The organism is Synechococcus sp. R5-13 (genome assembly GCF_047462015.1).
In the GTDB taxonomy this organism is placed as follows: domain Bacteria; phylum Cyanobacteriota; class Cyanobacteriia; order Thermostichales; family Thermostichaceae; genus Thermostichus.
This window is the reverse complement of record NZ_JANSIL010000108.1, coordinates 1-18,297: the sequence shown is the minus strand read 5'-3', so window position 1 is coordinate 18,297 and position 18,297 is coordinate 1. Positions and strand designations below refer to the sequence as shown.

General features: G+C 59.5%; 13 protein-coding genes and 1 tRNA gene. 9 read left to right on the top strand and 5 right to left on the bottom strand.

The features are described from left to right. Window positions 1-261 precede the first annotated feature (261 nt). The 6 genes from gvpA to msrP all read left to right on the top strand — a co-directional run bounded on the left by gvpA (window position 262) and on the right by msrP (window position 4,903). The gene (gene gvpA / locus NW840_RS08805) at window positions 262-480 is read left to right on the top strand and encodes a gas vesicle structural protein GvpA (protein WP_011429717.1); all 219 of its coding nucleotides are present in this window, start codon (window positions 262-264) and stop codon (window positions 478-480) included. Between the two features lie 275 nt (window positions 481-755). Then, a complete protein-coding gene (gene gvpC / locus NW840_RS08800) occupies window positions 756-1,787 on the top strand; it encodes a gas vesicle protein GvpC (RefSeq protein WP_414343714.1) in 1,032 nt (343 codons plus the stop codon). 79 nt (window positions 1,788-1,866) lie between these two features. Beyond that, the gene (gene gvpN, locus NW840_RS08795) at window positions 1,867-2,751 is read left to right on the top strand and encodes a gas vesicle protein GvpN (protein ID WP_011433426.1); all 885 of its coding nucleotides are present in this window, start codon (window positions 1,867-1,869) and stop codon (window positions 2,749-2,751) included. Between the two features lie 32 nt (window positions 2,752-2,783). Continuing rightward, window positions 2,784-3,128, top strand: coding sequence for a gas vesicle protein (locus tag NW840_RS08790; RefSeq protein ID WP_049749583.1), 345 nt, complete (start codon window positions 2,784-2,786; stop codon window positions 3,126-3,128). A 74-nt stretch (window positions 3,129-3,202) separates the two neighbouring features. Then, window positions 3,203-3,622, top strand: coding sequence for an LptA/OstA family protein (locus NW840_RS08785; RefSeq protein ID WP_011433424.1), 420 nt, complete (start codon window positions 3,203-3,205; stop codon window positions 3,620-3,622). 324 nt (window positions 3,623-3,946) lie between these two features. Further along, entirely contained in the window at window positions 3,947-4,903 is a 957-nt protein-coding gene (gene msrP, locus NW840_RS08780) for a protein-methionine-sulfoxide reductase catalytic subunit MsrP (RefSeq protein ID WP_414343713.1), read from the top strand. Window positions 4,904-4,920: 17 nt separating this feature from the next. Here the strand turns inward: msrP and NW840_RS08775 are convergent. From NW840_RS08775 to cysS, 5 genes are all read right to left on the bottom strand, one after another. Further along, window positions 4,921-4,994: transfer RNA gene (locus NW840_RS08775), tRNA-Arg, on the bottom strand. 12 nt (window positions 4,995-5,006) lie between these two features. Then, the gene (locus tag NW840_RS08770) at window positions 5,007-5,648 is read right to left on the bottom strand and encodes a ribonuclease HII (protein WP_414343712.1); all 642 of its coding nucleotides are present in this window, start codon (window positions 5,646-5,648) and stop codon (window positions 5,007-5,009) included. Between the two features lie 35 nt (window positions 5,649-5,683). Continuing rightward, window positions 5,684-7,855, bottom strand: coding sequence for an Rne/Rng family ribonuclease (locus tag NW840_RS08765; RefSeq protein WP_414343710.1), 2,172 nt, complete (start codon window positions 7,853-7,855; stop codon window positions 5,684-5,686). 766 nt (window positions 7,856-8,621) lie between these two features. Further along, entirely contained in the window at window positions 8,622-11,285 is a 2,664-nt protein-coding gene (locus tag NW840_RS08760) for a TIGR03960 family B12-binding radical SAM protein (RefSeq protein WP_414343708.1), read from the bottom strand. Between the two features lie 152 nt (window positions 11,286-11,437). Next, on the bottom strand, window positions 11,438-13,015 hold the full coding sequence (gene cysS, locus NW840_RS08755; protein WP_414343707.1) for a cysteine--tRNA ligase: 1,578 nt from the start codon (window positions 13,013-13,015) through the stop codon (window positions 11,438-11,440). A 340-nt stretch (window positions 13,016-13,355) separates the two neighbouring features. On the opposite strand from cysS, the gene NW840_RS08750 reads away from it, so the two are divergent. The 3 genes from NW840_RS08750 (at window position 13,356) to NW840_RS08740 (ending at window position 18,088) form a co-directional block, all read left to right on the top strand. Beyond that, window positions 13,356-15,056, top strand: a complete 1,701-nt coding sequence (locus NW840_RS08750; protein WP_414343705.1) for a LysM peptidoglycan-binding domain-containing protein — start codon at window positions 13,356-13,358, stop codon at window positions 15,054-15,056. Between the two features lie 92 nt (window positions 15,057-15,148). Next, window positions 15,149-16,474 (top strand): FIST N-terminal domain-containing protein, encoded by a 1,326-nt coding sequence (locus NW840_RS08745; RefSeq protein ID WP_414330779.1) that lies wholly within the window; start codon window positions 15,149-15,151, stop codon window positions 16,472-16,474. Between the two features lie 81 nt (window positions 16,475-16,555). Beyond that, a complete protein-coding gene (locus NW840_RS08740; protein WP_414343704.1) occupies window positions 16,556-18,088 on the top strand; it encodes a leucyl aminopeptidase in 1,533 nt (510 codons plus the stop codon). The last annotated feature ends 209 nt before the right edge of the window (window positions 18,089-18,297 follow it).

Here is an 18,297-nt window from a genome sequence, read left to right as displayed (position 1 = left end):
CGCCGTCTTTTTTAAGCGAATCTACGGGTGTTCTCCCCTCGAGTTCGCCGTCTTTTTTAGCCGTCTTTTTTAAGCGAATCTACGGGTGTTCTCCCCGAAAAAAGCCAGCACAATAGGGCTAGGGTGATAGAGGGTGCGGCTGTCGCCCTAGGGAAGGTGAATCCTCAGCTGGGATCCCTTCTACATGCCATTTTGCCGCCGAGTTGTCTGTCCTTTTCAACCCTCATCAGTATCAGCAGTATCAGTGCAGGAGAGATCGTTATGGCAGTTGAGAAAGTGAACTCCTCGTCCAGCTTGGCCGAAGTGATCGATCGCATCTTGGACAAAGGTATCGTTGTCGATGCCTGGGTGCGGGTTTCTTTGGTTGGGATCGAGCTGTTGGCCATTGAAGCCCGCGTCGTTGTGGCTTCCGTGGAAACCTACCTGAAGTACGCTGAGGCTGTGGGTCTGACGGCTACTGCTGCTGCTCCTGCCGTCTAAATCTGGCCCAATCACTCAATCCCCTTGCCTTCAATACCGTGATGGTTTGACGGGTCATGGGTCTTGGGCGGGGGTCTGGAGCTGGCCGCTGTGAAGGCTCTCGGAAAGCGAGGCAGGGATCCACCGCCGGTCTCTGCCTTGCTTCTGCGGGTTTTGTTCGAGGATTGAGTCTTGCAGCTGCACTGAGCTACAGGTTGGCAGTGCCATCCAGTTGGGAACAGGCAGAGAAGCTGTATCCACCCAAGCATTGAAAACGACGTGAGGGATTGGAGATCATGAGTTTGCAGGAACAATGGGCCATGGCCCGCAGCCAGCGGGTGGCTCAGAATCGAAGTTTGTTAAGCCGATCCCGGCAGCAGCGCCTAGAGCAGCACCAAGCCCTGATGGTTGAGCTGGGGCAGCGCCGCCAGCAACGACAAGAAGCAATACGGCACCAGACGGAGCAAACCCGCAGCCAATTGCAGAAACTGAGGCAGGAGCGGGCTGTGAGGCGATCCCTGGACGAATGCTCCCGTTCGGAAGCGGCGGCTCAGCGGGCCAAGTCGGTGGCAGAGAGTCTGGCTCGCCTGGAGCAGGAACGAGCTGCTCAATTGGAAGTCAGCCGGCAGCAATTGCAGGCTTTCCGGGCTAACTTGACTGCGGCTGTGGAGCATTTGCTGAGCACCTATACGCAGGCTCGGCAGGCGATGGCCGACAAAACTCAGCAAGCGCGGCAGTCTTTTTGCGCCGATTTGCGGCAGTGGGTACAGGCTCTCCGGCAAATGGCTCGACAGGAGCTGGCTCAGATGGCTCAGGAACAGCAAGCCCAGGCCCAGGCCCTGCGGGGATCCCTGGCCACTTTCCGGGCGGAGTTGCATAAGCAGGTGTGGGGCAATGGGATCCCTGTCCTCGCCCCAGAACCTGAGGTCTCCATTTCCGGTGAAGGTTCTGGCAGTTCCGTTGAGATTGCCGGTGAGGCGCCAATATCTGCCTCTGACTCAACGCCCATAGCCGAAGACCAAGCCCCAGTGGAGCCGCCTGCTCCCGTCTCTGTTCCCCAGCCCCAGCCCTCGGAGGGTTTAATAACGCCTGAACCCCCTGAAGTTCCGCCTAGGGCTGAGGAACAAGCGGATCCCATCCTCGCTTACGTCAACAACTATGTGAGTGCCCTACAAGCACAGGATCCCAACCTGACCCTGCTGCAGGTAATTGGGGATCGGGAACGGGTGCGGGATTTGTTGGCCCGCGGCGCGGTGGATCTGGGGGTGGATCCCTCGGAAATCTTGGCTACGCTGCGGCGCATGGTGTCGGGGACGGTCGCAGTTTAGTTGTGCCGAGCGCAGGGAGAACATCCGGGCTATAGTCAAGGCAAAAGAGTCTAGGGCAGCAAAGAGGTTGAGTATCTCCATGGCCACGGTTCTGCAGGCGCGTCCCCGCCAGTTCGTGAACACCCCCTACATTGAGCGGATTACCCGCCGCGCTTTGCGCTATTTGCAATCGGGCTTTGCGGTGCATTTGCGGGGGCCTTCGGGTACGGGCAAAACCACTTTGGCGATGCACCTGGCCAGCCTGCTGGGCCGTCCCATTATGCTGATCTATGGGGATGACCGCTTCGATTCTTCCGACCTCATCGGGGGGCGCACCGGTTTTACCCATCGGCGGGTGGTGGACAACTTCATTCACTCGGTGGTGAAGACGGAGGAGGATGTGCAGCAGCGCTGGGTGGATGCCCGCCTCACCTTGGCTTGCCGAGAGGGGTTTACCCTCATCTACGACGAGTTCAATCGCTCCCGCCCTGAGGCCAACAATGCTCTCCTGAGTGCCTTGGAGGAGAGGCTGCTGGTGTTGCCGCCGGACAGCAACCGCTCGGAATATCTGCGGGTGCATCCCCAGTTCCGGGCCATTTTTACCTCTAACCCGGAGGAATATACCGGGGTTCACAGGGCCCAAGATGCGCTGCTGGATCGGATGATCACCATCGATATGGGGGAGCCGGACATCGAGACCGAAAAGGAGATTCTCACCTCGCGAATAGGCTTATCCGGCCCCGACGCCCTCAAGATCGTCCACATTGTGCGGGCTTTTCGCCGCAAGTTGGATCTGACGCGCCACCCCAGCCTGCGCAGTTGTTTGATGATCGGGCGCATTGTCAAGGAACATGAGCTGGCAGTTAGCAAAGAGAATGCCGATTTTCGCGCTTTGTGTGCGGATGTGCTGTTGCCGCGAGCCGGCAAGCGCTATGAAGAGGGATCCCAGCTGCTGAATTATCTGCTAGACCAACTGCCTGGCTGAGTCTTTTGCCTGTTGGTACACTTTGGAGGTCGATGAACTCTGTGCCGATTAGCTCTCAACCCTTGACCACGGCTACTCATGGCTCCTCGCTGGCCGATGTGCTGGAGCGGGTGCTGGACAAGGGCATTGTGATCGCCGGAGACATCACCGTTTCGGTGGGCAATGTGGAGTTGCTGAATGTGCGCATTCGCCTGCTGATTTCTTCGGTGGATAAGGCCAAGGAGATCGGCATCAATTGGTGGGAATCGGATCCCTATCTCAACAGCCAGGCGCGGGAGCTGCTGGAAGCCAACCGACAGCTCATGCAGCGGGTTGCCGAATTGGAAAGACAGCTTGCCCAAGCTCTGCCCCAGGGGGGAAAGGGAACGGACCCATAGGCTGCCCCCCGCCATTGTGACCTGGATTGACGGGCTAGACTGGCTGCTGTGGTGGTTTGACGGGGTGATGGGGCATGGCTTTGGAGATGGCGTTTGACCGGAAGGGTTGGCAGCGGCTAGGGACGCTGGGCTGGGCTGTGGGTGTGGTGCTGGCCCTTGGAATCCCGGCTTGGGGTCAGAATCCCCGTGCCATCAGCATCAGCGCCGATGTGCAGGAGGCCAACGCCAACACAGGGGTTTTTACGGCCATTGGCAATGTCACCCTCAGTTTTCCTGCCGAGCGGCTTACGGCCCGCGCCCAAAGAGCTGTGTATTACAGCCAGGAGCAACGCATTGAGCTGGAGGGCCAGGTCATCATCAACCAAGGGGAGAATCAGTTGCAAGCGGAGAAAGTCATTTACCACATCGACAAGGGCACCATCCAGGCAGTGCCATCGGCAGGGCGGCAAGTGGAGTCCATCTACGTTTTGCCGGAGCCCAGCTCAAGTCCTTAGCTGATCCCCACACTTTTTTCCAGCAGCACGGACTCAGCCAACACGGCTATACCGTGATTTCGTCACCGATCATCCCAGCCTGCAGGGTTTCCCTCACCCCCAACCCCTCTGTCAAAAGGAGAGGGGAGCCAGGGACAGACATAACAAATCGTTTCATTGCTGTTTGAAATGACTACATTTGAAATGACTACACATGGGGCAGCGCTGGAAACGAGCTCGGGGAATGTCGGCTTAGATCCGTTTAGGATGTAGTAATTCATTTAGGATGTAGTAGTTCGGGCGGCAGACTTTTTCCCTGACTCTGAATCAAAGGATGGCTGATGGATGTTCGGGATCCGAGTTCCTCACCCCTGGCAACGAGAGGCACAGGTCACTCCAGAAGAGATGTTTTTCAGCCGGCGGCAATTTCTAGCGCAACTGGGATCCGTTGGGGTGGGAGCCAGTTTTTCTATTTTTGGGTTTGGCAGCAGGGGAGCTGCTCCCTCGGTAGAACGAGAGCTGAGGGGGATCCCACTCAACCCCCACTTTTCGGATGTGGGCAGGCCCGTCACCGAGGAGATTGTAGCTGCTCGTTACAACAACTTTTACGAGTTTGGCTCCGGCAAGCGCGTCTGGCGGGCTGCACAGGCTTTGCCCACGGATCCCTGGACTGTCGAGATTACCGGGCTGGTGCGGCATCCTCAGCGGTTGGGCCTGGAAGATCTGTTTAACTTCCCCCTCGAAGAGCGCATCTATCGCTTTCGCTGTGTGGAAGCCTGGGCGATGGTGGTGCCGTGGTTGGGCTTTCCGATGCGGCTGTTGCTGGAACGGGTGGATCCTTTGCCGACGGCTCGATTTGTCCGCTTCACTTCCTTTTACGATCCGGAAATTATGCCTGGCCCGATCTGGCCCCCCAACTTGCCTTGGCCCTACACGGAAGGGTTGCGGATCGAGGAAATGGCCAACGAGTTGGCCTTTTTTGCCCTCGGCGTTTATGGCAAGCCGTTGCCCAAACAGCACGGAGCGCCAATTCGCATGGTAGTTCCCTGGAAGTATGGCTTTAAGGGGGGAAAATCCATCGTCAAAATCGAGCTTTTGGATCATCAACCCTCCACGTTTTGGAATACCCTCGCCCCTGAGGAGTATGGATTTGAGGCCAATGTGGATCCTAGGGTGCCCCACCCCCGCTGGTCACAGGAGCAGGAAGTCTTGATCGGTTTCGGATCCCGTTCCCAGTGGCAAATCGTTCCCACCTTGCCCTACAACGGGTACGGAGAGTATGTTGCCCACTTATATGGCTGAACTTATATGCCTGAAGACGCCCACGAAAGGATTCGAACCTCCGACACCTGGGACCGGAACCCAGTGCTCTAGTCCACTGAGCTACGTGGGCAATGCAACTGCATTAACCATCATATCTGCTGACTTTCAGTTCTGCCAAGGGGGCAAAGCTGCGGCGGTGCTGCGGGGTGGGCCCCAAGTTCTGCAACGCCAGTCGGTGCTCCCGCGTGCCATAGCCAGCGTTGGTGCGCCAGCCGTAGCCGGGGTACTGCCGATCCCAGCTCTGCATCAAGGCATCTCGCCAGACTTTGGCCACAACTGAAGCAGCGGCAATGGAGAGGCTGATGTGATCCCCCTTGACCAGGGCCGTTTGCCGGGATCCCAGCTCGGCCAGCGGCAATCCATCCAGCAAAATGTGTTCGATTGGATCCAACTTGGCCAAAGCTCGCTGCATGGCCAGCACCGTGGCCTGGCGAATGTTGAGCCGGTCGATCTCAGCAGCAGAGGCACTGCCAACGCCCACAGCCAAAGCCACCTGCCGAATCCGTTCCGCCCATTGAGCGCGTTGCTGCGGACGCAGTTGTTTGGAATCCCTCACTCCCTCCAGTGCTTTGGGATCCATCTGGGCCGGCAAAATTACCGCCGCCGCCACCACTGGCCCAGCCAGGGCTCCCCGCCCCACCTCATCCACCCCCGCCACCCGCAGGATCCCTTGCTGCCAAAGGGATCCCTCCCAGATCAAACTCGGCCTTGCCCGCTCCACCATACTCCCATGCCTGCCCCTGGGCTTGAGAGCAGCGCCTAACTGCTGCGGGAGCGCCGTCGCCTGGAGGCTGCTGGAGATTGCTGGGCAGGGCTGATCCCCAGTTCCGCGGCTGGCTCGGCCAAGCTGCTCTGCACTGCTGGCACGAACGATTCAGCAGAGGAGATTTCGGGTTCAGAAAGTTCGGGTGGAGAGAGGTTGTCCAGCAGCTCCTTCTCCTGCAGAGCCTCCGGTTCGGGTGCCAACTCCTCTGTCTGAGAAGTTGCCTCAGTCTCCATCCTGGGCGGACTTTCCGCCTCTAGAGTTCCCGGCAGAACCACCCTAACCGCCGTGTCTCGGCCCCAAGGCGGCGGCTGGTCAAGCAGCAACAGCGGCGACAGCCCCAGCTCCGAGTAGACCCGTTGTTGTAACGGGGTCATCTCCACGGTGACGGTTTGCCGTACCGGGGCCGGACGGCCTTCTGAGGACTCCGTCCCGCTGGCGCGAACGGTGCGGGCTGGGGGAGCGTGGTCTTTGCGTGCGGTGGATTCTGCCTCTTCCCCAGGGCCAGAACGGCGGGGTTCTTGACGCTTTAGGTCTGCTCCGCCCCCTGGCAGTTGCATCGGCTCTGGGGCTTCCTCGTCTGCAGGAGTATCTGGGCTCCGCGTAACGAGGCGCTGGCCGGTGCGGGGATCCCCCCAGTCTTCGCGGGGACGCTTGCGTCCTGTTTCAACCCGTGGCTCTTCCTCCAGATCGTCTGAAGTCGTAAAGGGATCCGGGCTGGGGCGTCGTTGTCCGGGGGCAGATCGCGACCGCCGCAGCAGCGCACGGCTATCGCCTCGAGACAGCCCATCGCTCCCCACTCGCAGGCGTGCCCGTTGGGGGTTGCCATCGCGGGGCAGGATCGGGCCGGCCTCTTCCTCATCCCCTCCTTCCGCCTCGGTGGGTAGCGTTACCGTCAGGCCGCTTTCTATTGTTAACAGATGCCCTGGCTCGGCCCCCGGCAAGCGGGCTAGGATCCCCAGCCCCTCACAGGTGGGGCAAGAATAGCCGAAGATCTCGTAAAGGCTTTGCCCCTGCCGTTTGCGGGTGAGCTCCACCAGCCCCAATTCCGACAGTTGGACCACCTGTGGGCGAGCTTTGTCGCTGGAGAGGGCCTTGTTAAAATGCTCCAAAACCAGCAACTGGTCGCGGCGGGAATCCATATCGATGAAGTCCACCACAATCACACCGGCAATGTTGCGCAGCCTCAATTGGCGGGCAATCTCGGTAGCCGCCTCACAGTTTGTCCACAGCACTGTCTCCCGAGAAGTGGCCGATTGGGTGAAGGAGCCCGAGTTAACATCAATTACCGTCAGGGCCTCGGTGGGCTCGATGATGATGTAGCCACCAGAGGGCAGATCCACCCGTGGCCGCAGCGCCTGCCGAATAACCGCGTTGACCCGAAAATACTCCAGAATGGGGGTGGGCTCGCGGTGGGCATCGACAACGACACCAGGGGGCATTTGGCCCTTGTTCCAGCCCTGCAGATAGCTACGGACTCGCTTCGCTCCTGCCGCAGAGTCGGTCACAATACGGTTCACATCGTCGGAGTAAACATCCCGCAGCACCCGCTGAATAAAGTCGTCATCCCGGTTGAGTAGCCCCGGCCCCCGTGCTGCCTGATACTGCTGTTGAATATCTTCCCAGAGTTTCTTCAATTGCTCCAGGTCGTCGATCATCGCTTCTTCGGACACACCTTCCGCTTCGGTGCGCACCAACAGGCCCATCTGCGGGGGTTTAATCAAAATGGCCAGCGACTTCAAACGGTTGCGTTCTTCTCGATCCTCGATGCGGCGGGACAGATGAACGCCTTTTCCGTAGGGTCGCAACACCAAATACCGCCCTGGAAAGGCCAAATCTCCGGTAAGCCTTGGCCCTTTGTTGCCGGTAGGCTCTTTCATCACCTGTACCAGCACCTTTTGCTGCGGCAAGACCAGCTCAGAAATCGAGGCATGACTTCGCTTGAGGCGCAGCGGGCCCAGGTCGCTGACGTGGATAAACCCATTGCGCTCTGCAGGGCCGATGTTGACGAAAGCGGCATCGATGCTGGGCAGAACGTTCTCGATGATTCCGACGTAAACGTCTCCCACTTGGTGAGCGCCGCTGGCGACGATCAGCTCCTGCACTTGATCTTCGGCGAAGACGGCTGCCACTCGATGTTGCTCGGCAATGACAATCTGCCTGGGCATTAACTTCCCTCCCCGCCCCAAGGGCACGCGGTTACGGATTGAACCCTCATTCTGGCGAGGTGTTGTCCTTTTGCCGGGATCCGCTTAAGTTTCTTTGACCAGGATTGACTCATCATGGGGCTGTCCATTACCCTCAGCTCTGCTTTGACGCTTGGCTTTGTTTCCTCTCCAATGGGTGAGGTGAGTTTAAGTGCATGTGAACTACCCAATGCTGGCTCTGGTGGGTACAGCGGGGGGCTTCTGCTGATTGGAAGGAAAACTCATCGGATGGGATGAATGGATTCGGTGAGGTTTGCATGGAGATTCATGGATGGGCTCAATCGATAGGCTCAGGGAGCAAGACGGCTCCGCCTCGGGAGATCGAATGCTGGCCCATTGCAGAACCCCAGTTGTGCGGCCCAGCCTGTTCGCGAAAGCGTCGCGTAGCGATAGTCCACAACAAGACAGGGTTTGCGCGCGGAAAGAAGCACCTTCTCAGGGTAAAATTTTCTGGTTAGATCTGGGCTAGGTCGAAGAGGCACACTTTTCTGTTGCACCTATCGACTCGACCCCATCACGCCTGTTACCTGCCCTGGGTACTGAGTTAAGAGTGTCTCCATTCCAGAATCCGGCCCAGCTTTTGCCTGCTGCTCACCCCGCCCTTGGTCAAGTTGATGCTTGGCGAGCCCCACAGCGGCAGGAGCCAGCAATAGCAGCATTATAGCGCTTGTGGGATCCCTCAGCCCAGACAGACCCTTAGCCCTTGGGTTGCTCCCAGAGGAAGTGCTCAATCTGGATCGGCTAGGGGGTTCTCCCACAACAGGCGCAGCCGCTTTGCCGTCTGTAGTGTCCAGTGGGGCAACCCCAATGACTCGGCCATTTGAACCAGATGGGTGGGCCGCAGGTAGGCACCGTCGTTGCGGCAACTGCCCCGGTAAAGGAGGCAAGCACTGCCCTCGGGGGTCAGGCCCTGAAACTCTAGGTAGTAAAGCAGGGCGCGGGCATTGAAGGGAGAGGACTTGCCAGACTTGGAGGTTTTTTCAATCCAGATTTCCTGCGCGTCTAGGATCTGGGTGACCCAGGCAGGCCAAGAGGACTCCGTCCCGCTGCCGTGAACGGCTTTGGGCAACTCGCAGCTCACCGTGAGCTGATATTCGGCGGCGTAAACGGCTGCGGTGGCCGAGGGATCCCGAAGGCTAATTTCTTGGACGGCTTGGATGGGGATCTCCGGGGGCAGCTGTTCGCTCAGAAGGGCGCGCAGTTTCTCAGGCGTCAGAGGACCTTCAGGCCGAGCCAGCAGCTCCAGATCCAGGATTTCGCCATAGCCTTCCTGGCCAATGGGCAGAGCGTTGGCGTTGGCCAGGCGGGGCATGGGGTGGTAGCCGCCGCTGAAGGCCAGAGGTAACCCCGCTCGCCGACAGGCCCGTTCCCACAGGCGCATGAGATCCAGGTGGCCCAGCCAGCGCAGATCCCCGGTTTTGCCGTAGGTGATGCGGAAACGCTGGGCAGGTGGCTCCGGCTCCAGGGGATCCGGGGTGGGGGTGGGTTTGCTCTGCAGGGGCGGGACGGGCGGAGGGGGAATGACGATGTTGTGGCCGAAGCCGGGGCCGCAGATGCCGCAGGCGGAGCAGCCCTCGAAGGAGCAGTCTTCCACGGTGAGGGCTTCCAGGGCGCGGCGGTAGTCTTTTTGCAGCCATTTTTTGTCGATGCCGGTATCGATGTGATCCCAGGGCAAGGGATCCTCCAGGCCCAATTCCCGGATGGGGAGATGGGCGCAGAGGGCGACCGGATCGGCGGCAGGATCCACCTCTTCGCCGCAGTAGGCCCTCACCCAGGCAGCATAGGCGGTGTCGATGCTTTCCCACCAGGCGTCCATGCCGGCCCCAGCCCGCCAGGCCCGCTCGATCATCTGTCCCAGGGAGCGATCCCCTTTGCCAATAAAGTCTTCCAGGATGCTGAAGCGGATGTCGGTGAAGTGGGCTTTGACGGCCCGCAGCCGCCGCAGCTCCTTCTGCAGCAGGGCCTGCTTCCGCTGCACGTCGGCGTAGTCCACCCGGTGCCACTGGAAGGGGGTGTGGGGCTTGGGGGTGAAGTTGGAGAGGGTGAGGGTAAACTCCACCCGCTTGCGACCCAGGGCTGCACATTCTCGCTGCAGCATCTCGACGGTGCGGGCGATCCCCAGGACATCGGCGTCGGTCTCGCCGGGCAGGCCAATCATGAAATAGAGCTTGATTTTGTCCCAGCCCTCTTGGACGGCGGTGCGAATGCCGCGAATCAAGTCGGCATCGGTGAGGCCCTTGTTGATGATGTCCCGCAGCCGTTGCGTGCCAGCTTCGGGGGCAAAGGTGAGGCCGGAGCGGCGGGATCCCTTCATGATGGCGGCAATTTGCTCATCAAAGCGATCCACCCGCTGGCTGGGCAGGGAAAGGGCAATGTGTTCTCTGAGGAGACGGTTGTGCAGCTCCGCTCCCACCGCCGGCAGGGAAAGGTAGTCGGAGCAACTGAGAGAAGAGAGGGAAAATTCGTTGTAACCTGTTCTCCGCAAGCCCTGCACCACAGCCTCCACCACTGCTTCCGGATCCACATCCCGCGCTGGGCGGGTAAGCATTCCCGGCTGGCAAAATCGGCAGCCCCGTGTGCAGCCCCGCCGCACTTCCATCACCAGGCGGTCGTGGACGGTTTCCACCAAAGGCACCAGGCCGACGGAGTATTGGGGTTGAGGCAGGGCCACCCGACGGCGGATGCGCTCCGGCACCCCAGGCACGATGGGCCGCGGCGGGATCCCTTCGTAAAACTGGGGCACGTACACCCCCGGCACCTGGGCCAGCTCCAGCAAGACCTCTCGGCGGGGCTTGGACAGGGATCCGGCCAGCACTTGGCCAATTTCCGGCAGCACCTCTTCCCCATCTCCGAAGACGAAGAAATCGAAAAAGTCGGCAAAAGGCTCCGGGTTGGAGGTGGCGGTTGGCCCACCGGCAAAGATCAGAGGGCACTCTTCCGGGGTGAAGGGTTGCCGTTCCGACCACCTGAGCGGGATCCCGGCTAGGTCCAGCATCTCCAGGATGTTGGTGCCCCCCAGCTCGTAAGCCAGGCTGAAGCCGATGATGTGAAAGGCGCGCAGAGGACGGCGGGATTCCACGGCAAAGAGGGGGATCCCCAACTGCCGCAGGCGGGCCGCCAGATCCGGGCCTGGCAAGTAGGTGCGGTCACACAGTTGATCCGGCTGGGCGTTGAGGATGTTGTAAAGGATGAGGTGGCCTAGGTTGGAAGCTCCCACCTCGTACAACTCTGGATAGCTCAGCACCCAACGCACCCGTGCCGAATCCCAAGGACGGTGGACGGCGCCAAACTCTTTGCCCAAGTAGCGGGCTGGCCGCTGAATCTCAGGGGTGAGCAGGCAATCCAGATCGATGGGACTCAGATCAGTTTGCGCGGTAGCTGGAGAAAGCATTGAGATCCGCCGAGACGTTGACACAGTCACTGATCTGACTCTAGCCGAACTTTTCCAGCAACCCAAACGAAGGGAGAAGCACTTTGCCCCTCTGAGCCCCTAGGTTACAGCCATATCCATTTTGAATGAGCCCGAGGAATGCTCCTCAACCCCTATTCTCGCAGCCAACGGGTGGTGCCATCTTTTTGATCGATGAGGGTGATGCCGAAGGCTTTCAACTGATCCCGAATGCGATCGGCTTCGGCAAAGTTTTTGGCCTTGCGGGCTGCCGAGCGCTGCGCGATCAGCTCCTCGATTTTTTTAAAGTTAAGTTCCCCATTTGTAGCTGCTTCTTTGGATCCCTCGAATTCAGAGAATGAGGGCCAACAGAATCCCAAAGTAGCCAAAATCTCCAGCAGAGCGGCGCTTTTTTGCCTCAGGGCCTGAGGCTCTAGGTGGGTTTGGCCTTGATGGGTGAGCAGGTTGTGTTCGCGGGTGAGTTCTTTGGCCAATTCAAAGGCGATAGCCAGCGCTTCAGGGGTGCCAAAATCATCGTCCATAGCAGCTTGAAAGGCTTGCATGGCCTCAGCATCAGGGGATCCCTTTTCTTCTTTGCAGAAGTGCTGGGCACAGTGGATCCCTTTCTGGAGGGTTTCCCAGCCACGGCTAGCCGCCTGCATGGCTGCCTCGGTGAGATCTATGGGGCTACGGTAGTGGGTCTGCAACAGAAACAGCCGCAAGGCCATGGGGTGATAGACGGCGAGGGCCTGTCGCAGGGTGGTGAAGTTGCCCAAAGATTTGGACATTTTCTCGCCGTTGATGTTGAGAAAACCGTTGTGCATCCAGTACTTGGCCATCGGCTTGCCGGTGATTGGCTCCGATTGGGCCAGCTCATTTTCGTGGTGGGGGAAAATCAAATCTGCCCCGCCGGCGTGAATGTCGATGTGATCTCCCAGGGTCTCCCGCACCATGGCGGAACATTCGATGTGCCAGCCCGGTCGCCCCCAACCCCAAGGGGAGGCAAACCCCGGCTCAGAAGGGGGGGCCGCTTTCCAAAGGGCAAAGTCGAAGGGATCCTGTTTGTCGGCTCCTTCTTCTCCTACCCGGCCACTGGCTCCCGCCTCCATCTCCTCCAGTTTTCGACCGGATAGCTGGCCGTAATCCGGGAATTTGCGGACAGAGTAGTAAACAGAGTACTGAACAGAGGCGGGGGTCTCTGGCTGGTGTCCCGCTTGCAGGAGGGAAGACGGGTCGGTCTGGTGTCGAATCGGATCCCGTACCCGGTAGGCAAAGCCTTTGAGCTCCAAAGATTGGATCAACTGGAACATGGCTTGCAGCGATTGCGTTGCCCTCGGGTAGAGATCGGCCCGCTTGATGTTCAGGCGATCCATGTCCTGGAAATATTCGGCGATGAAGCGCTCCGCCACCGCTTGCATGGATTCGCCACGTTCCAACGCCCGCTTGAGGATCTTGTCGTCCACATCGGTAAAATTCTGCACATACTTCACTCGGTAGCCGCGCCACTCCAAGTAGCGACGCACCATGTCCCAAACCACGTAGGTACGCGCATGGCCGAGGTGGCAGAGGTCGTAAACCGTTACACCACAGACATACATCCGCACCAGGGGCTTCTCCCCCGCAACCGGAGCTGCGGATCCCTGGGAATTGCCGACGGAATGAGATCCACCTGCTGCCAGCGGCTGAAACACTTCCTTGCGGCGAGTCAATGTGTTATAGACAACCAAATCCATGGGTATCCCTAGTTTGTAGTTTCAGCTACAGCAAAACAGGCTTTGTCTTCCAAAAAAAGACGATGGCGCACTTTGTCTTGAATCGGATGAGGCTCGACAAAATCTCAACGAGCCAAGGGCTGGAACCATTGTGAGGCAAGCATTGTGGCTGAAATTACCTGCCAAGACTTGTCTAGATTTGTTAACTACGGTACTCTAACCTGAGTGCGAGTCAGCCTGTTCATTAGCGAACTCCACTCCGGCTTGAGTCACCCCAGGGGTGCTCGGTGCCAAGGGGCTTGTGCCCCTCATTTTGACATCTTCTTCTCTTGCACTCTAGTGTCAGCCTGTTGGTGTGAGGATGCCTTTAAAACCCACTTTCCCCAATCCCCAAAACGGGGAGCTGGATTTCCGCGGTGCTGCCGTGAGCACCCTTTTCCCCCCACCCCTAAAGGGGATCCCTTCAGAACAGTCCTGGACTTCTGCGGATTCATCTGCCGAGGAAGCCTATCTTCTGGAGTGGGCTCCAGCCCCTCTCTCTGGGCGGTCGAAGCCAAGATGGGTTGGTTTGGCCCTCTCTCTCAGCTTAACGGGCCTGGTATGGCTTCTGAAGCTGGAGGCGGATCCCTGCGCAGAAGCTGGGGAAGAGCAGCTGCCGGCCACCCCCAGGTGCCCAACCGAGCCTGAGACAGCCCATCCAGAGCCGGGGGATTCTGCTCCTGCGCGTCGGGGATATCCGGCTTGGGCCACTGGTCTTTTGCTGATGCTGGGCTTGGCCGGAGTCGCTACCCTACAGCAGCGACAGTTGAATCGCCTCCTGTCTCCGGCGGTAGAGCCGATCCCACCCTCTGTGCATACGCTATCTGGCGCTCTGCAGCAAAACTACGAGCGGAAAAAGGAGCAGCTGCGCCAAGCCTTCGCAGAAGGGCGAATCCCGACAGGAGAAGGGCCCAGAGGCATTCTGGAGCATGAAATTCAGCCGGGGGAAACCCTCTGGCAACTGACCCAGATGTATCAGCTCGACGCGGCTGCCATCACCGTCTCCAATGGTATTCAGGCCAGTACTGAGCTGAAGCCGGGGCAAGTTCTCCTCATCCCCAGCCAGCCGGGATTGATCTACACCGTCAAGCAGGGAGACACACTGGAGGACATTGCCAACCGCTACCGAGTTCCCCAGCAGCGGATTATCGAAGCGACTCCTCTGGATCGCCCGGAATATCTGCGCATTGGCCAACGCCTGCTCATCCCCGGCGATGTGGGCGAGTTGATCCAGCGTCAGAAGGAGATGATCGCTGCCCAGAAAGCTCGCGAAGAGGAAGAGCGCCGCCAGCAAGAGGAGGAAGCCCAACGCCAAGCCGAAGCCCAAGCTCGATTACAGGCGGAGCAGCAACGCCGGGCCCAGCAAATGGAACAAGAACGGCAGGCCCTCTTGGCCGGTGGATCCCTGACCCACACAGTTGGAGCCGGTGACACCATCGAACGGATCGCCGCCCGCTATGGGGTAACTCAGCGATCCATTATTCAAGCCAACAACTTGCGCAATCCCCACTGGCTGCGCATTGGCCAACGCCTTACGATTCCGGCGCCGGGTACGCAGCCCACCCCAGCTCCCGCCCGACGAGCTCAGAGCCAGCCACAAGCTCGGCCAGCGCCGCCAGCGCCTCCTCCAGCTCCTCCTCAGGCCCGCAGCAGTGGGTTTATCTGGCCGGTCTCCGGGCAAATCACCTCTGGCTTTGGCTACCGTCGCGGTCGCCTTCATGCAGGGGTAGATATTCCTGGCCCCGTGGGATCCCCCATTGTAGCCGTTCAGGAGGGAGTGGTGATCTTCGCGGGGAATGCTGGGGATGGCTACGGCAATCGAGTGGACATTCGCCATCCCAACGGAATTGTTACTCGCTATGCCCACGGCCATCAGATTTACGTTTCCACAGGCCAGTACGTGCAGCAGGGGCAGACAATCATGAGCCGCGGCAGCACTGGCTGGAGCACAGGGCCGCATCTGCACTTTGAAGTCCGCCCCGGCGGGGGCGCACCTGTGGATCCCCGGCCCTATCTGCCCTGATCCTGTCCCAAAGCGAGACTACACAGAACAGCCAGCCTGGCCATAAATTGCTAGCCTAAAGACAGCAAACTCCAGACCGTAGGAACACGCCGATGCAGTGGGTGAACGCGCTCTCCCAGCTCCCTTCCCTAGAAGCGGCTCTGCGGCAGGTGGTGGAGGAAGCCAAGGCCAAGCTTCAGGCAGCCCAGCTGAAAAGTGTCCTGAGTCGGCAGGTGCAGACGGTGGGATCCGGTGGGTTGCCGGGGCTGCTGACGGGGTATGTCCCCTCTCAGCCGCTGCGGCCCAACTTGGGGGTTTTGTTTGTGTCGGCGGCCTTTGCCAGCGAATACATCCGGGTGTTGCCATTGCTGTCGGAGCTGCTGGAGGTGGACGTTTTGATCGGCTGCTCCGGCGGTGGCATTGTGGGTGGCGGGCATGAAATTGAGGATGGCCCGGCTCTCTCCTTGTCTTTGGCGGTCATGCCGGAGGTGGTGCTGCATCCTTTTCATCTGCGGGGGAACCAATTGCCGGACTTGGATGCGGCTCCTTCTGCCTGGGTCGATTGTGTTGGGGTTTCGCCGCAGAGCAAGCCTCATTTTCTGCTCTTGGCCGATGGATTTTCCTCTGGCATCTCAGAGTTGCTGCAGGGGTTGGATTTCGCCTATCCGGGATCCGTCAAAGTGGGGGGATTGGCCAGTGGGGGCCGCGGCCCTCGGGGCAATGCTCTGTTTTTGCTGGATGCGCGTACCCTCACACCTCGGCGGGAGCTGTATCGAGAGGGCACAGTGGGGCTAGCGCTCTACGGCAATGTGGTGCTGGATGCAGTGGTGGCCCAGGGGTGTCGCCCCATTGGGGATCCCTTGCGGGTGACGGAAGCAGAGGGGAATGTGATTCTTGGCTTGGAGGGTCGCCCTCCTCTAGCGGTTTTGCAGGACTTGGCAGAGCGGCTCAGTCCCGTGGATCAGCGATTGGCCCGCCACTCTCTCTTCATCGGCCTGCTGATGGATGAGTTCAAGTCGGAGCCGACGCCGGGAGATTTCCTCATTCGCGTAATCTTGGGCGTTGATCCGCGCGTGGGGGCGCTGGCCATCGGGGATCAGGTGCGCCCTGGCCAGACGGTGCAATTTCATCTGCGGGATGCCCAGACTTCGGCAGAAGATCTGCGTTGGGCCCTCAGCCGCTATTGTGCCGAGCGCAACTTGAGGCAAAGCCCCTCTCAACCGAGGCCGGAGCCTTGTGGGGCGTTGATGTTCTCCTGTTTGGGGCGAGGCAAGGGCCTGTACGGCACTCCCGATTTTGACTCGCAACGGTTTCGGGAATTGCTTGGAGAGCTGCCCTTGGGGGGGTTCTTTTGCAATGGTGAGATCGGCCCCGTTGGGGGATCCACCTTTTTACACGGCTACACTTCCTGCTTCGGGATCTTCCGGCCCGCCCACTAGAGGGGGGATCCCTTGCCCTAAGAGCCGGCAAAATTAGATAGACTGAGGATCTGCTGTCAACAGCTTGGTCAAGGGTTTCTCATGCAGCTTCATCTTAGCGAGCCGCCACTCACTCAAGGGGAATGTGCCCTGGTCTATTGCTTTGCCGCTTCCGGCGGGAATGGCCGCTTTCCTCTGCCCCCTGAGATCGCCTCTTGGGATGAAAAGGCGTGGTCAGGGCTGGTGGCGGAAACCGTTCAGGAGCAGGGGTTTCAGGGGAAGCCGAATAGCAGTGTTGCCCTGCGCCTGACAGGAGAGATCCGCAAACTGGTGTTGGTGGGGCTAGGGGATCCCGCCGCCCTAACGCTAGAAGCCCTACGACGGGCCACAGCCAACGGCCTGCGCCAGGCTCACAGCCTAAAAGCCAAGCAGGTGATGCTGTCTTTGCCGGAGACGGGGTTGGATCGGGTGCGTGGGGTTCAGGCGGTGGCCGAAGCCTGCCTACTGGTGGCGCACCGGGACAATCGGTTTAAATCTTCAGCCAAAGGGGAAGAGGAAAACAGCTTTTCTGTGCAGGAAGTAACCCTTTTGGTGCCGGGGCTGGCCCAGGCCCGTTCTGACTACGAGGCCGCGCTGCGGCGGGCCATTGAGATGGCCGCAGGAACCATCTTGGCTCGGGAATTGGTGGCTGCCCCCGCCAACATTGTTACTCCTCTTGCCCTGGCCGATACCGCCCGCCAACTGGCCCAGGAATATGGTCTAGAGGTGGAGATTCTGGGACAGGAAGAATGCGAAGCTCTGGGGATGGGGGCTTTTTTGGGTGTGGCCAAAGCCTCTGATCTGCCGCCCCAGTTTATCCACCTCACCTACAAGCCGGCACAAGGGGATCCTGTTACCAAATTGGCCCTGGTGGGCAAGGGGCTGACCTTTGATTCCGGTGGGCTGAACATCAAAACCGACTCCCGCAGCATCGCCATGATGAAAACCGACATGGGGGGAGCAGCGGCAGTTTTGGGAGCTGCACGGGCCCTAGCCGCCCTCAAGCCGCAAGTGGAGCTGCACTTCATCGTCGCCGCCACGGAAAACATGATCAGCGGCCATGCCATCCACCCAGGGGATATCCTCACCGCCTCTAACCAAAAGACCATCGAGGTCAACAACACCGACGCAGAAGGTCGCCTCACCTTGGCGGATGCACTGGTGTTTGCAGAAAAGCTGGGCGTTGATGCCATCCTCGATCTGGCTACCCTGACCGGTGCCTGTGTGATTGCCCTGGGGGAAGAAATTGCCGGCTTGTTCACCCCGGATGAGACGTTGGCCCAGGAGCTACAGCAAGCTGCCAACCTTTCCGGCGAAAAAATCTGGCGCCTGCCGCTGGAGGAAGGCTACTTCGAGGGTCTCAGCTCCATTGTGGCCGACATGAAAAACACTGGTCCCCGCTCAGGGGGATCCATCACCGCTGCCCTGTTCCTGAAGCAGTTTGTGGAGAAAACCCCTTGGGCCCACCTGGATATAGCAGGCCCCGTTTGGACAGAGAAGGATGCAGGCTACAACAACAAAGGGGCCACCGGTTATGGGGTGCGCACCCTGGTGGAGTGGGTCTTGGCGCGGCAAGCCGCAGCAGCTTGCTCATAACCCCGCCTTTCTGGACGTTGGGCCTTGAAAAAGCATCTACTGAGGGAGGAGCCAAGGGCTGCTTGGCTAGAGCTGTCCGATCCCTAAAATAGGCTTAAAAAAGAGTCTAGGTATTGAGTAGCACTTTGCAAGGCTTCCCCTCAGCTAGAAATCGCAGGAGCCCCGCACTGTACCCGTAGGGTCAGTGCCGGGAGGAATGCGAGGTTACA